The following is a 15567-nucleotide window of genomic DNA, read 5'->3' as shown; positions in this document are numbered from 1 at the left end:
CGGGTTCTTCTGGTTCAATGCCATGTCAAAAACGAAGCGCCCGCTTGCTGGGGGAGCAAGCGGGCGCCTGTGAGCGAATATGTTTGCGGCGAGAGCCGTGATGAGCGGTGGGGTGGCGACTAGTTGGTCGTACCGGAATCGTCACCCGTGCCCGAGCCAGAGCCCGAACCCGAGCCAGAAAGTGCGACCGTCAGCGTAATCGTGCTGTCGGTGGACTGCTTGCCAGTGGGGGAGACGCCCGTAACGGTGGCATCCTCGTTACCGCTTACGGGATTGCCGTTCTGGTCACAGAAGCCGATGTTATAGAAACCGGCGTTGTTGAGCGCGGTGACGGCGGCGGAGATGCTCTTGCCGTACAGGTTGCCCGGAACACTGGCCTTGCCGGACTTCTTGGCAATGACGACGGTAATCGTGGCGCCGGGCTTCTGCTTGCCACTGGGGTTCCAGCTGATCACGGTGCCCTCGGTAACCGAGTCGTTCTCCTGGTAGCTAACGTCGACGCCAAAGCCTGCCATATCGAGGGCGTTGCGCGCCTGGGCCTCGGTCATGTCGGTCAGATCGGGGACGGACGTGGTATCCGGGCCGCTCGAGACCTTGTACGAGATGGTCGTGCCCTTCGCGACTTCCTTACCGGCTTCGGTGCCCTGCTCAAAGACCTGGCCCTCATCGGCCTCGTTGGCCTCCTCGGAGGCGTTGCCCTTCAGGCCAACGCTTGCCAGCGCGGCCTCGGCCTGGTCCTTGGTCAGGCCGACAAGCCGGGGAACCTCAACCTTCTCGGAGGGCTTGGGACCCTTGGAGATTACCAGGTTCACCTTGGTGCCCTTGGCCTTCTTGGTGTTGCCGTTGGGCGTCTGCTCGGCGACCTTGCCCTCGTCGACATCGTCGTTGTAGCTTTGGTCGATGGTGCCGACCTCGAGGCCGGCTTCCTTGATCAGCTCGACGGCAGTCTGCTGGTCCTTGCCCAGCACATCGGGCACGGTGACCTGCTCGCCGCCAAAGAGTCCTGTGGCAAAGGCCACCACGATGCCGATGACGGCAACGGCTGCCACCACGGCGGCGATGATCTTGTTCTTGTTGGATTTGGGCTTTTCGACCTCGTAGGAGCCGGTGGAGCCCGAAACCGAGCTACGGGCGGTATTCTGGCCGCTCACGCCCGAGACGGGACGCACCATGGCGCGCGTCTGATCGGAAAGCACGCGAGTCTTGGTGGCGCCCAGCTCACCGGGGGCACCGATGATGCGCGTGGGCTCCGAGACGTTGACGGCACGGCCCGACAGGTAGCTGTTGAGCACCTGACGAAGCTCGTCGGCGGTCTGGAAGCGGTTTGCCGGGTCCTTCTCCATGCACTTGAGGATGATGCGCTCAAGGTCGGCGTCGACACCGGAGTTGATCTGGCTCGGCGGAATAGGCAGCTCGTTGACTTGCTTGAGTGCGACCGAGATGGCGTCGTCACCGTCAAAGGGAACGCGGCCGGTGGCGCACTCGTACATCACGACGCCCAGCGAGTAGATATCCGAGGTGGGGCCGAGGTCCTGACCGCGGGTCTGCTCGGGGCTGACGTAGTGGGCGGTTCCCAGCACGTTGTTGTCTTGCGTGAGGTGGCTGTTCTTGGCGCGCGCGATGCCAAAGTCCATCACCTTGATGTTGCCGTCGGGCAGCACCATGATGTTCTGCGGCTTAATGTCGCGGTGGATGATCTCGTGCTTGTGGGCGACCGAAAGCGCGGAGCTGATCTGCGAGCCGATCTGGGCGACCTTCTTGGGGTCGAGGGCGCCGTGGCTCTTGATGCCGCTCTTAAGGTCGGTGCCGCGCAGGTACTCCATGACGATGTAATAGGTGTCGCCGTCCTTGCCCCAATCGTAGACGCCCACGATATAGGGGGAGGAGAGACCGGCTGCTGCCTGGGCCTCCTGCTTAAAGCGTGCGGCGAAGGTTGCGTCGCCAGCATACTGCGGCAGCATGATCTTGACGGCAACCGTGCGGTCGAGGACCTGGTCCTGTGCACGGTAGACGGTCGCCATGCCGCCTGTTCCCACCTTATCCTTGAGGAGGTATCTTCCCCCGAGGACCCTCTGTTCCATTCCTGCTCCTAACATAACTATTCGCTCAACGATGTGTGTAGTACCTACGATGTGGCCGCTGGGGCCGTGTGGCGCGTTGCCGCTAACTCTTCGGCCGCGGCGCGCCTCGGGTGTCCGATTCGATCATGGGCATCACGCTCCCTGTGCGGCAAGCGCCGCGGTCAGGACGATACCGGCGATCTTGGCGGCCTTGACGTCATGCTTGTCGAAATCCTCCAAGGCCACCGAGATGGCGACTGTGGGTGAATCGTAAGGTGCAAAGCCAACGAACATCGAGTTGACGTTGGTGCCGCCGGTCTCGGCCGAGCCGGTCTTGCCGGCGACCTTGACGCCGGGGATCTGGGCATCGGTGCCGGTGCCGGACTGGACGACGGCAAGCATGGCCTGCTTGACCTGGTCGGCCGTGGCGGAGCTGACGGCCTGACCCAGCGAGCGGGACTGCGTGGTCTTGACCACGGTTCCGTCCGGGGCGAGTACCTGGGCTACAAAGTACGGGTCCATGACCACGCCGCTGTTAGCGATGGCGGCGGCAATCACGGCGTTTTGCATGACGGTGGTCTGCGGGCCGGGCGTGTGGTCCATGCCGACAGGCTGGCCGGCGCCGGCCCAGGCGGTCTCCCACTCGGTCATGAGCGACGGGTCGGCCATGATGGAGGCCGCGGAGGTCAGGTCCTGGCCGAGCTTTTGGCCGTAGCCAAAGGCGTTGGCAAACTGTACGAGCGTGTTTGCGCCAACTTCGTTTGCCACCTGGCCAAAGACGACGTTGGAGGACACGGCAAAGGCCTGCTGCAGGCTGATGGTGCCGTAGCTCTCGTTGGCATAGTTGGTGACCGGTGCGTTGCCGATGTCCATGGAGCCGGGCGCCTGGTAGGTGCTGGTAAGGCTGGCGGCACCGGTCTCGAGTGCCGCGGAAAGCGTAACGACCTTAAACGTTGAGCCCGGCGTGTACAGCGCGTCCATGGCGCGATTGTACATGGAGCCGTCCTCGCCGCCGCCCGTCTGCAGCAGGGCATCGATGTTGGTGTTGTCGTAGGTGGGCGAGCTGGCACATGCGAGCACCGCGCCGGTACGCGGGTCGATGACCACTACAGCGCCCTTAAAGCCCTTGAGTGCCTGCTCGGCAGCCGTCTGGATGCGCGAGTCGATGGTGAGCTTGGCGGTGTTGCCCGGCTGGGTCTGGCCCGCGAGCGACGCGATGGCGTTGTTCCAGCTGGAGTAATCCTTAGAGCCGGTGAGCGTGTCGTTCATGACGCTCTCGATGGCGGTGGTGCCATACTGCTGGCTCACGTAGCCAACCACGTGCGCTGCCAGGTTACCGTTGGGGTAGGAGCGTACGTAGGTGCCGTCCTCCTGTTGCAGCGACTCGGCCAGCGTCACGCCGTCGGACGTGATGATGGAACCGCGCTGGATGTACTTGGAGCGGGCGATGGTGTGGTTGTTGGTCGGCATGTCCTGATAGTCCTTGGCCTTGATGACCTGGACATAGGTGAGGTTGCCGATAAGGATGGCGAACAGCGCCGTAAAGGCGAGCACCGCGCGGGTTAGACGGTTGGCGAGCGCCACGCGGCCGAGCACACCGGATTCAGGTGTGTCGAGCAGGCGACGGCGCATGCGCGAGCCGACGGAATGGCTGCCGCTGCCGTAGGAAGACGAGGTGGCAAAGCGCGTGCCCGTCGGGGCGGCGGCAGATGCGACCTGATCATCGGTGATGGCGGCCATGGTGCCGGTGCCGGTAAGCTCGGCCTCGCGTCCGGTCGCCTCGTCACCGGCGCGCAGCAGGAGCGCGACGATGATAAAGCTCGCCAGCAGCGAGGAGCCGCCCTGGCTCATAAAGGGCAAGGTGACGCCGGTCAGCGGGATCAGGCGGGTAACGCCGCCAACGATCAAGAAGGCCTGGAAGCTGATGGCGGCCGTAAGGCCCGTGGCGCTAAAGGCGGCGAGGTCGGATTTAGCGCGGGCAGCCGTGGTGAGGCCACGCACGGCAAAGAGCATAAACAGGATGAGCACGGCGCCGCCGCCCAAAAGACCCATCTCCTCGCCGATGGCCGAGAAGATAAAGTCGGACTCGACGACGGGGATGTTGTTGGCCATCCCGTTGCCGATGCCAACGCCGACCAGACCGCCGTCGGCAAGCGAGAAGAGCGACTGGACGATCTGGTAGCCCTGGCCCTGGGCGTCCTTAAACGGATCGACCCAAACCTGGAAACGCACCTGAACGTGCGACAGGAACTTGTAGGCGCCCACGGCTCCAACGGCTAAGAGCGCAAGGCCGATAACGACATACGAAAAGCGCCCCGTGGCAACGTAGAGCATCAGCAAGAAGATGGTGTAGAACAGCACGGCCGAACCCAGGTCGCGTTCGAAGACGACGACGAGCAGGCACACACCCCACACGGCAAACAGCGGCAGCAGCAGTCGCAGGCGAGGGATCTTAAAGCCCAGGATCTTGCGGTTGGAGATGGAGAGTAGCTCGCGGTTCTCGGCCAGGTACCCGGCCAGGAACAGCACGATAAAGACCTTGGCGAACTCGCCAGGCTGGATGGTAAAGCCCGCGATGCGAATCCACAGCTTGGAGCCCGAGATCGTGGTGCCGATAAAGATAGGCAGCATCAGCAGAATGATGCCGATGATGCCAAAGGTGTACTTGTAGCGCATGACCACGTCGAGGTTTTTGACTAGTGCAAGCGTTCCCACCATGAGCGCCACCGAGACAAACAGGATGATGAGCTGTGAGATGGCGAGAGCGGGGGCGAGACGCGTCACGAACGTGATGCCGATGCCCGAAAGTATAAATACGATGGGCAGGATGGCGGGGTCGGCACCGGGCGCCAAGATGCGCACGGCAATGTGGGCCGCGGCAAAGGCGGCAAAGAGGCCGATCGGTACGGCGAGCGTCTCAAAGGAGATGGCAGCGCCCGCGGTGAGGACGTACATCGCATACAGCAGGATGACGGGGAACGCCGAGGCGATGAGCAAGAGCAGCTCGGTGTTGCGGCGACTCATAAGCGGCACTCCCTTTCTAATTCTTATCGGAGGCTTCGGCCTCGGCGGACTGTTCGGCGGTTTTCTCGGAATCTGATTTGGAGGTCGATCCCTGATTGGTGTTGTCGCGAATCGTTTGCGCGTCGATCACCTGGCGGGTCTGCTCCTCGTCGATCTGGTGGCGGTACTTGGATATCGTGTCCTGCGCATCGTCGACACTTGTTTGCGGAATGCCCGCCTTGAGGCGGTTTTGCGTGTCTTCGGGCAGGTCGGACAGCTTGATGCTGGTTTCGCTTTCGAGCCAGTGGAGCTTGAGTCCGAGTGGCTTGCCGGGCAGGCCGCGCCAGACGGCGACATTGCCCTGGTAGGTACCCAGGTAGTACGAGCCGGTGACACCCGTGTAGGCCCAGATGCCAGCTGCCAGCACAAAGACGAGGGCCAGGATGGCGGCGATAGTAACGTTGCGGCGACGCACGCGTTGCGCCTCGCGCATGACGCCATCGTCAACCAGGTCAACGACTACTACGGTCACGTTGTCGTGGCCGCCGGCGGCAAGCGCCGCGTCCACTAGGTTGTCGACGCAGATTTGCGCGGTTGAGGACTGCGTGGCGATGTTCTCGATATCGCTATCGGGAATCATGCTCGAAAGGCCGTCGGAGCACAGGATCAGGCGGTCGCCTTCCTCGATATGCAGAGTGAAGTGGTCGGCATACATGGCGGGGTCCGAGCCCAGTGCGCGGGTGATGACCGAACGGTTGGGGTGGACGCGAGCCTCGTCTGCCGTGATCTCGCCGGCGTCCACGAGCTCCTCCACGTAGGAGTGGTCGCGGGTCACGCGGATGAGCGTGCCCTCGTGGAGCAGGTAGGCGCGCGAGTCGCCCACGTGGGCGATGGCGAGCGTATCGTTTTCGATATAGGCGCAGGTGGCTGTGCAGCCCATGCCGGGCTTGCCCAGGCCGTTCAGGGCCGCCTCGATTACGGCGGCGTTGGCTGCCTCGACGGCTGCGGCCAGGCGTGCTGCGTCGGCGGACTGTGGGGCCGTCTTGGCTATAGTCTCGACAGCGATAGAAGAGGCTACCTCGCCGGCGGCGTGACCACCCATGCCGTCGCATACGCAAAAGAGCGGCGACTGCACCAGGTAGGAATCCTCATTGTGCGGGCGCACACAGCCAACGTCGGAGCGGGCGCCCCACATGAGTTGCGTGGTGGTACCGGCATCATAGGTCGAGTCGGTCTCGATGCGCTCCTCGGTCAGGGGCTCAAAGCTCATGGTCGAGCCGGGGTCTTTGAGCTTGGCCTCAACGGCAGCAACGTCGATCTCGGCGGTGTCACCGGGAGAGACGGTGTCGGTCTCGGCGTTTGATTCGGAATTGTCGGTGTCCGGGGAGTCGGGCTCCTCGGACACGCGGGCGGTCGACTCGTCGTCTTGCGGGCTGACGTCTATAGGCTCGGGCGCCGGCGTAGACGCGGGCGCAACCTCGGATGCCGGGGCTATGGGAAACGCCGGCGCGGCGGGCTCGGGTGCCGCAAACACCGCAGCGCTCTCGTTGATTGCCGCGGCGACGGGCTCTGCAAAGTGAGCCGGCGCCGGGGTTGCTTCGGGCGCTGTGGGCTGTTCCGCAGCATGTGCGCCGATGGGCACCGCTACGGCATCCGCTTCGTCCTCGTTATCGGCGAGATCCGAAATATCATGCGTTACATGCGAAAGAGGCAGGGAGAACACGGTGTCCTCGGGCTCCACGGGTGCGGAGCCTGCCGGAGCGGCGTGGGCCGGCGCAGCTGTGGTGGCGGCCGGTGCCTCGGTCATAGTTGCGGACTTGTTCTCCTCGTCGATCATCGACGGTTCACCTTCATGACCACGTCGCCAATCTGGACTTCGTCGCCCTCGCGCAGCGTTGCGGGCTCCACGAGCTGGCGGCCGTTGACGAGCGTGCCGTTAAGCGAGTTGAGGTCCTCGATGATGAGTGCCGGGCCCTGCAGCGAAAAGCGCGCATGCGAGGCCGAGACGAACGGTTCGTTGATGCAGATGTCCGAAGATGGCGAGCGACCGACGATGACGGGGCCGAGCATGTCTACGTGGATGCCGCGGATACCGCGCGGACCCTTGTCCACATCGATCGTCCAGATAGCCGAGTCGCGGCGCTGCCCGCGCACAAGTCCCACGCCGGTCTTCATGACGGCGAACAAGAAGATATAGAGCAGGGCGACCAGGACGATGCGGCCTGCAAAAAGGACGATATCGATGTTCATAAGCGACTATCCCCTAAATTCAAAGGTACTCAGGCCAAACGTCAGCAGATCGCCGTTGCGCAGCGGGCAGCGCGTAATGCGGCGGTTGTTGACGAGCGTGCCGTTGGTGGAATTGAGGTCCTCGATCGACCAATCCGAGCCCGTAAAGGTGAGCTGGGCGTGGCGGCGCGACACGTTGGGGTCGCGCAGGGCAATGTCGGAAACTGAGCGCTCGCGACCGATGGTCACCTGTGCGGAGGTGATGCTATGGCTCTCGCCGCTCACGACGTCGACGAGCTGGGCGAGCGGGCGCTGCGGGGCGCGAGTGCTCGCCATGTTGGAGGCGATGCCGGCTGCGGCGCCTAGGCCCACGGCGGCACCGGTCGCGGCGGCTCCGCCCATGCCGGCAAGCGCGTCGCGCGAGACGGTCTGCGGCACCGGGATGGGTGCGGCGGCGGGGTCGGGGACGCTAGGCGCGAAGGGGTCTGCCACGGCAAGCGGGTCGGGAGCGGCGGCGCGAGGCGTCGGCTGCTGCTGGGGCATGGCGGCGGGGCGCTGCTGCTGCGGGGCGGCAAACTGCTGCTGGCCGGCGCGCGGGGCGCTGGCGGCACGGCTTGCCGCGGAGTTGTTCTGGCCCAGGCCGTTCTGATAGGCGCGCTCTTCTTCGTACAGGCGGCCGAGCGTGGGGGCATCGACGTTCTCGGCAAAGACCGAGAACTTGCCGGCGCGCAGCTGCGGATCGATCATAAAGCGCACGAGGGGCTCGCCGACAAAGACATAGCGGCGCTTTTCGGCCTGCGCCTTCACGAACTCGCGGACCTCGCGCGAAAGCTCGGGGTAGAACGGGGCGAGCATGGGATCGTCGTCGGCGGCGATAAGGATGGTATAGAGTGCCGGCGCCGTGTTGACGCCGTTAATCACCAGAGTCTGATCCTCCATGTCGCGAGCGGCCTGCTTGGCAAGCTTCTTAAAGGAGAACGGGGCACGGGTGGCACCGAAGATGCCGGCCACGTGGTCCTCGAAGATGTTCAGGAAGTTCACGAAAGATCACTCTCCGTATAGGTTCTTTGGTATCCGAGCAAATATAGGCATATCCCAACGATTATAGAGGATAGGATTCCCGCAACCGCCGCCTTGGCGATGACCGCGGCTGCAAGGCTGGCAATTTCCATATGGTGTGCAAGACAGGACGCCGCTGCGCAGCCGATGCCGGTGACAGCGATGGCGGCGATTGCGGCAAGGTTTGAGCCCTGATTGGCACGCTTGGCATGGACATTGAGCAGCGCAGATGACGCCGCGGCAGTTGCCGCGACCAGCACAAAGGCAGCCCAAAGGAGCGGGTCTCCCAGCGCTGCGGCAACGTTACCGAGCCCCAGCACGCCTTCGGCTGAAAGCGCGACCGTGGCCAGACGGGCAAAAAGCGCGCCCATGCCCGTTGCCGCGGCGGCGCTTGCCGGGCCGAGCCAAAATGACGCGACGCCGGCGGCGACCCCAGCTGCCAGGAAGGTATTGCCGGTCAGACAGCCAAGCGCGAGTGCACAGGTGAGCGTGGCGCTCGCGGCAGTCTCGGTGCGACCCCAGGCGATCCACCAACCGGACATGGCAGCGGCAAAGATCACCGCGACGGGCAGCATCGACAGGATGCCCTGTGCCTGCATGGTGGCGTTGGCCATGAGCACCAAAAAGCCCACAGCCGAGATGGCCGAGCCAATCTGGGGGGCCAGGCCAGCCGCCGCTCCGATCGCGATGGCCGCAATGACCAGGCCGGGAAGCGTCGCGACCCCGGCCGTTTGCATCAGCAAAAAGCTAAAGGTGCCGCACGTTAGCGCCGAGATAGTGCGCATGGTGTAGTCGCGCGCATGGCTCCAGCGCGTGCCCGCCCAGCCGAGTGCGGGGTCGACCTCAATGGCGTCGTCCTCGTAGTGCGACGGCTCGATATCGTCGAGCTCCTGCTCGTCATCCGAAAGTTCGCCAACCATTTGCTCCAGGCTGCGACGGCCCTCGCGCACGCTGCCCAGACCGGCAAGGAGCTGGTCGCAAAATGCCTCGATGCTGTTGGGGCGGTCCTGCGGCATGGGGGAGAGCGCGCTCATGAGCGCGGCCTCGGCTCCCGGGGGAAAGTGTGGTATCAGCTCGCCGGGATAGGTGGCGCCGCCGATGATGCGGTCGAGCGAGTCGGCGGGCGTGGCCGCCATAAAGGGAGCGCTGCCGCACAGGCCCTCGTAGATCACACAGGCGAGGGCAAAGATATCGGCGCGCTCATCGACCGTGCCGGTCTCGATATCGAGCTGCTCGGGCGGCATGTAGCCGATGGTGCCGCCGCGCGAGCCGCCAAAGCCACCGGCGGACGACAGTCGCGCCATGCCAAAGTCGGTGAGCTTTACATTGCCCGAGTGGTCGATGAGCACGTTGGCGGGCTTAATGTCCAGGTGGAGCACGCCATTACTATGGGCGAAGGTGAGCGCCTGGCCCAGGGCATCGGCAATGGCCGCGGCCTCGTCAAAGGTAAGTGAGTGGCCGTCCACGCGATGCAAAAATTCGGCCAGCGACATGCCATCGACATATTCCATAACCAGGTAGGCATAGGCTGTGTCGTGCGTAAAGTCGATGACCTGCACGATATTGGGATGTTGAAGCATGGCGGCGGTGTGCGCCTCGCGCAGGACATCCATGATGTCGCTGGCGGGCATGCCGGCACCGTTGATAAGGGGGATGCGCTTAATGGCGACGCGGCGGCGCAGGTGCGTGTCGCGGCAGATCTCGATGGAGCCAAAACCGCCGGTCGTAAGTGTCTCGAGCGGCTGGTACCGCTTGAGCAGCTCGCGAGAGCTGGTGCCCTCCAAAGGAACGTCCGGCGAGAACCGGGCGGTATGTTGCGAGAAAAGCGGCATGGCCAACCCTCGTGCGTTTAAAGTTCGTTTGCGAGCGGCGGGCGCGGGGCCGAGCCATTCGCGGTGGCATAGATGCTGCTAGTGTAGCACGCTCGGGCGGATGGCGAGGATAACGGGATGCGAGGCTGCCTGTCTGTCTTGGCCTTAGCGCTTATTCTTGTTCTTCTTCTGCTTGCGCTGCTTGCCCTTGGTCTCCTGGGGCTTGTCGCCCTGCTTGGCCTCGGCGGCGGCCTTTTCAGCCTTCATCTTCTTGCGCTTGGTCTCGATGCGGAGTTTTTTGTTGATGCGCGCCTTAAGGAAGGTGCCAAACTGCTCGGCATCGCCGCGAATAAAGGTTTCCTTAGGGATCGTCACGCCCTGGTCGGCGAACATGGCCACAAAGATGCGCTCGCCGTCGAGCACGTGGTCGAGCTTCTCAAACGGGAAAAACTGCGACTTGCCGCTCTTGCCCCAAACCATCAGGCCGTCCTCGTTGGCGGCGACGCGGCGATAGCGGCCACCCATGGACTCGTCGGCCTCGACGGAATCGATAAAGTCGCGGGCGAGGGTGTGGTGCAGGTTTTTGCTCCACCAGGCCAAAAAGGCGCCGAACACGATCAACACGACGCCAAACTTGATCCAGTTGCCGCCGGCCACCAGCATGCCGATGCCGATGAGCGCGGCAATTGCCGCGGCGACATACAGCGAGCCGCGACGCCTGGGCGAGGCGACCAGGCGGGCGAAGTCGGTGACCAGGTCGTTTTCGTACTGGTACTCGTTGAGGTACAGGATGCCGTCATCGGCTGCGGCCTGCTCCTCGAGCGCGACCTCGACCTGGTCGGCTGCTTCGGAGGGAACGAGGTTGCTCTCTGCGTCTGCCATGCTCTTTGGACTCCTATCGCGGCGGGCTCGCCGTACGGGTTATTATGAATGCAGTATGCCGTGCGACCGCATGGCCGTCGCGGCAACAAGACTCAGTATACCCGGGGGAGCACCCATGGAATCGTTGTACCGAAAGTATCGCCCGCTCACCTTCGAATCCGTGGTGGGCCAGCAGCATATCGTCTCGACGCTCGAGCACGCCATCACCGAGGGACGCCTGTCCCACGCGTACCTGTTCTGCGGACCGCGCGGCACGGGCAAGACCACCATGGCGCGCATTCTGGCCAAGGCGCTGCTGTGCCGTAATGCCGAGGCAGCGCGCGCCGAGGGTGCAAGCGGCTGCATGCCCGACGGTACTTGCGAGGAGTGCGAGCTCATTGCCGAGGGCAACCACCCGGATGTCTACGAGCTCGATGCCGCCTCCCGCACGGGCGTGGACAATGTGCGCGAGGAAATCATCAACTCCGTCAACTTTGCCCCGGTGCGCGGCAAGTACAAGATTTATATCATCGACGAGGTCCACATGCTCACAACGGCGGCGTTTAACGCGCTGCTCAAGACGCTCGAGGAGCCGCCGGCACACGTGATCTTTGTGTTGTGCACCACCGACCCGCAAAAGATTCTGGAGACCATTCTCTCACGCTGCCAGCGCTTCGATTTCCACCGCATCGGCAACGAGGATATCGAGCATCGCCTGTCTTACGTGTGCGAGCAGGAGGGCTTCGATTACGACGACGAGGCACTCGCCATTGTGGCGCGCCATGCCAAGGGCGGTATGCGCGACGCGCTTTCCACGCTGGAGCAGCTGAGCGTCTTTGGCAACGGTTCTGTGCATGCGGACGACGCCCGCTCGCTTTTGGGCGAGGTTTCGGACCAGATCCTGGGCGAGTTTTCCCGCGCCATTGCCGATCGCGATGTTGCCGAGCTCTATGGACTGATCCGTGCGCAGGTCGAGGAGGGCAATGACCTGCTGGAGCTGACGCGCGACCTGGTGGCGCATGTGCGCGACGTGTACGTTGCCTGCGTTGCCGGTGCCCGTGCCGAGCTGTTTGAGGGCGGCTCCGAGCAGGCCGAGGCGCTTGCTGCCGAGGCCGCTGCCTTTGGCGAGCATCCTGCCGACCGCCTGGCCCGCGTGCTGACGGTGCTCGACGATGCCGCACTGGAGATGAGGGGCGCGAGCGACGTGCGCCTGGTGCTCGAGATTGCCTGCACGCGTCTGGCGCGTCCCGAGGCCGATTTAACGATTGAGGCATTGGCCGAGCGCGTGGCACGCCTGGAGGCCATGATTGCCAACGGCGCCGTGCCGGCGAGCGTGGCTGCTGCTCAGGCCGCCGCGCCTGCAGCATCCGTACCCGCTGCTGCCCAACAGCCGACGCTCATTTCGGGCGCTCGTGCTGCCGCTCCGGCGGCATCCGCTGCCCCCGCTGCTACGTCCGCGCGCCAGGGCGGTATGCCTTGGGACCGCGGCGCTGCTGTTCCGGCTGCCCAGCCTGCGACCAAGTCCGCGGCTCCTGCGCCGGCGCCCAGACCTGTAACGCCTGCACCTCAGCCCGTTGCGGCTCCGGCTTCCGCGCCTGCTGCATCGACCGTGTCGGTGTCCAAGCCCAACAACGCCGCCCAGGTTGCCACCGCCGGTGCTGCCGAGACCCCCGCGGTTGAGGACGCCGGCGAGCTCCAGCGCAAATGGGCCGAGGTCGTCGAGCGCGTCAAGGCTCGTCAGGCCTCCTACGCAGGGCTTTTGCTCAACGCCCGCGCCACGGCCGACGACGGCTCCAAGCTCACGGTCTCGTTCCCCGCGGGTTCGACTTTTGCCATCAAGATGCTCGGTCGCGCCGATACGCAGTCGGTGGTCCTGCCGACGGTCTGCGCGGTCTTCGGTCGTCGTACCGTCGACTATGTCCTGGATGGGGGTGGCACGCCGGCTCCTCAACATGAGGAGCATTCTCCATCTGCACGGGCTGCGGTATCTGCGGACCCGCAACCCGTGTCCTCGGTGCCCCCTGCATCCTCGAGCGCCAGCGCGACGCAGCCAAAAGCGGCGCCGGTAGCGGCACCGACCCCGTCGGCGCCTGAACCCGCTGCGCCCAAACCGGCTGCTCCGATCCCCGCGCCCAAGTCCGCTGCCGCGCCTGCGCCCAAGTCATCCGACCTGGCCAAGGCCCCTTGGCTGCGCTCCGACAACCCTGCCGGTGCTCCTGCCACGGGCAAGCTCCCGACCGAGCCCGCGCCCCGAGCGCCCGAGCGCGCGTCCGTCCCCATGGCTCAGCCGCCTGCGCAGGCTGCGCCATGGGAATCCGAGCAGGTGCCCTACGACGATGCTATGGTCGGTGGTTTTGCTGCCGATGCCGGCGGGGACAATCTGCCCCCGTTCGACGTGCCGGGTGCGGCGTCCGCGACCAAGGCCGCTGCTGTGGCACCCGCAGCCTCTGCAAACGACGACGTCCCCGCCGCTCCCTGGGAATCCAATCCCGGTGCTGGCAGCCCCTTCGGCCATCAGGGCGCAGCCCCGAGCATCCCGCAGACCGAGGACGAGGCCAAGGCCCTCATCCGCAGCGTCTTCGGTCAGTCCACCATCTTCAAGCCGGTGGAGTAACCGTGCGGGCGGGTATGCTGCTCAAGAAGAGATCTCTTTGCCCGGGCGCATCTGTATTTCGGACATGTGCAACGTGGTGCCGCGTATGTCGCATTTGAGCAGACAGGTGCGTGACGGTCGGCCTAGGATGCTGAGGTCGATACGATACGTCGCATGGCTGTCCGTGTACTCGACTTGCTCGGCGTTAATGGTTGCTCCGATTGCCAAATAAACGCCTAGCTCGGCATCGACAATCTTGAAGTCCTTTATCTTGACCTTGAACTCTTGATAGAGGGACGGGCTGTTGTAGTAGACGGTTCGGGTTCCGTCGGTGCACTCATCGGTCGTCTCCCATTTGACGACGGGCTGGTCCGAGCTGGCTATCAGCAGTTCTGCTCCAAAAGCTATGGCATGGGTGATGACAACCAGCAATGCCCAGCCGACAAAGAGATAGAGAACCACATATGCAACGGGGTGTTTTGAGCGGATGTTTTGGAGCGCGTTGGGGGCATTCATGGGGCACCTCCAAATTACTATCTATGGCAATCAAATTATACCTCGCCGTCATGAGCGCCGCCTCGAGTAGTGGCTCGGCATTTAGCCATTTAGTGGTACGCATTAAATGTCGGATTCCGGCTCTACAAGATTTAGCTTTAAATATTATGCAGATGCGAATTATTCAACTTTGCATAATCTATGGGTGCGGCTTGCGCTCCAGGACATGTATATCGACTGAGGTAACACGTCCGCCCCGCTCGCTGGCCTCGCGCCGTGGTACGATTTTTGAGTTTGAAAGTCCCGCCGTGCTCCGGCTGCCCTTGCAGCTCGGCGTGCGGCCGCACGTAAAGGAGCCATCATGGCCGGTATGAACATGCAGCAGATGATGAAGCAGGCTCGCAAGATGCAGGAGCAGCTTGCCGCCGCGCAGGAGAACCTCAAGTCCCAGACCGTCGACGCCTCTGCCGGCGGCGGCATGGTCAAGGTGACCGTTAACGGCGAGATGGAGCTCGTCAACCTCACCATCGATCCCGATGCGCTCGATCCCGAGGACGTCGATATGCTGCAGGATATGATCATGGCTGCCGTCAACGAGGCCGTCCGCGGCGTCAACGAGCTCGCCAACAAGCAGATGGGCGCCATCACCGGCGGCCTCAACATCCCGGGCATGCCGTTCTAAGACACGCATATATATGAGTGCCAACCACAGTCTGCAAAAACTGCTCGATGAGCTGGGCCGTCTGCCGGGCATTGGTCCCAAGTCGGCCCAGCGCATCGCCTATTACCTGTTGGAGGCCGACGCCGAGGAGGCGCGCCGCCTGGCCGAGGCCATCCTGGAGGTCAAGCAGGAGGTCCACTTTTGCAGCCGCTGCTTTAACTACGCCACGGCCGACGAGTGCTCCATCTGCCAGGACCCGATGCGCGATACCACTCGCATTTGCGTGGTGGGCGAGCCGCGCGATGTCCAGGCGATCGAGCGCACGGGCAGCTACCACGGCCTCTACCACGTATTGGGCGGCGTGATCAGTCCCATGGACAAGATTGGCCCCGAGCAGCTGCACATTCGAGAGCTGCTGGCACGCTTGGGCCACGAGGACATCCACGAGGTCATCATCGCCACCAACCCCAATATTGAGGGCGAGACCACGGCGAGCTATCTGGCCCGTACCATCAAGCCGTTGGGCGTCGAGGTGTCGCGTCTGGCAAGCGGCCTTCCCGTGGGCGGCGACTTGGAGTATGCCGACGAGCTTACGCTTGGCCGCGCCATCGAGGCCCGCCGCGCGATTTAGGTGGCGAGCCTGCTCCTGCCGTATGTTTTCCTCGCGACGCACGGGGTAGTCATAATTTCCCCGTGCGACTGTGAGTTTGTTGTGCAACAAAGATGCTTCGTATCCGCTTATCGCATGGACGCTTCCGCTCGCATCCTTAATTTGTCCATTCGTTGCGCAACCTT

11 protein-coding genes are annotated in these 15567 nt (G+C 63.7%); 3 read left to right on the top strand and 8 right to left on the bottom strand.

Annotated features, from left to right (window positions below; all coding sequences use genetic code 11):
- Positions 1-119: 119 nt before the first annotated feature.
- The 7 genes from pknB to KTF55_RS01915 all read right to left on the bottom strand — a co-directional run bounded on the left by pknB (position 120) and on the right by KTF55_RS01915 (position 11044).
- Positions 120-2081, bottom strand: a complete 1962-nt coding sequence (gene pknB / locus KTF55_RS01945; RefSeq protein ID WP_217107476.1) for a Stk1 family PASTA domain-containing Ser/Thr kinase — start codon at positions 2079-2081, stop codon at positions 120-122.
- Positions 2082-2213: 132 nt separating this feature from the next.
- Positions 2214-5084 (bottom strand): FtsW/RodA/SpoVE family cell cycle protein, encoded by a 2871-nt coding sequence (locus KTF55_RS01940; RefSeq protein ID WP_117770280.1) that lies wholly within the window; start codon positions 5082-5084, stop codon positions 2214-2216.
- Positions 5085-5100: 16 nt separating this feature from the next.
- The gene (locus KTF55_RS01935; RefSeq protein ID WP_217107477.1) at positions 5101-6900 is read right to left on the bottom strand and encodes a Stp1/IreP family PP2C-type Ser/Thr phosphatase; all 1800 of its coding nucleotides are present in this window, start codon (positions 6898-6900) and stop codon (positions 5101-5103) included.
- Positions 6897-7313: an FHA domain-containing protein gene (locus KTF55_RS01930; RefSeq protein WP_006235180.1), complete on the bottom strand. Its 417-nt coding sequence runs from the start codon at positions 7311-7313 to the stop codon at positions 6897-6899. The genes KTF55_RS01935 and KTF55_RS01930 overlap by 4 nt, the downstream gene beginning before the upstream one ends.
- A gap of 6 nt (positions 7314-7319) precedes the next feature.
- A complete protein-coding gene (locus tag KTF55_RS01925) occupies positions 7320-8333 on the bottom strand; it encodes an FhaA domain-containing protein (RefSeq protein WP_035136732.1) in 1014 nt (337 codons plus the stop codon).
- Entirely contained in the window at positions 8330-10183 is a 1854-nt protein-coding gene (locus KTF55_RS01920) for a serine/threonine-protein kinase (protein ID WP_217107478.1), read from the bottom strand. The genes KTF55_RS01925 and KTF55_RS01920 overlap by 4 nt, the downstream gene beginning before the upstream one ends.
- Positions 10184-10327: 144 nt before the next feature.
- The gene (locus KTF55_RS01915) at positions 10328-11044 is read right to left on the bottom strand and encodes a hypothetical protein (protein ID WP_217107479.1); all 717 of its coding nucleotides are present in this window, start codon (positions 11042-11044) and stop codon (positions 10328-10330) included.
- Between the two features lie 115 nt (positions 11045-11159).
- On the opposite strand from KTF55_RS01915, the gene dnaX reads away from it, so the two are divergent.
- On the top strand, positions 11160-13637 hold the full coding sequence (dnaX, locus tag KTF55_RS01910; RefSeq protein WP_217107480.1) for a DNA polymerase III subunit gamma/tau: 2478 nt from the start codon (positions 11160-11162) through the stop codon (positions 13635-13637).
- Positions 13638-13658: 21 nt separating this feature from the next.
- Here dnaX and KTF55_RS01905 read toward each other — a convergent pair whose 3' ends face one another.
- Positions 13659-14132 (bottom strand): hypothetical protein, encoded by a 474-nt coding sequence (locus tag KTF55_RS01905; RefSeq protein WP_161178034.1) that lies wholly within the window; start codon positions 14130-14132, stop codon positions 13659-13661.
- A 340-nt stretch (positions 14133-14472) separates the two neighbouring features.
- Between KTF55_RS01905 and KTF55_RS01900 the strand changes: the two genes are divergently transcribed.
- Complete coding sequence (locus KTF55_RS01900; RefSeq protein ID WP_006235174.1) at positions 14473-14793, top strand: YbaB/EbfC family nucleoid-associated protein; 321 nt, start codon at positions 14473-14475, stop codon at positions 14791-14793.
- A gap of 13 nt (positions 14794-14806) precedes the next feature.
- A complete protein-coding gene (gene recR / locus KTF55_RS01895; protein ID WP_006235173.1) occupies positions 14807-15403 on the top strand; it encodes a recombination mediator RecR in 597 nt (198 codons plus the stop codon).
- Positions 15404-15567 lie beyond the last annotated feature (164 nt).

This window comes from Collinsella sp. MSK.8.10 (assembly GCF_019041915.1).
Classification (GTDB): Bacteria; Actinomycetota; Coriobacteriia; order Coriobacteriales; family Coriobacteriaceae; genus Collinsella.
Note: the sequence above shows the minus strand (reverse complement) of the source record. Positions and strands in the feature narration are given on the sequence as shown.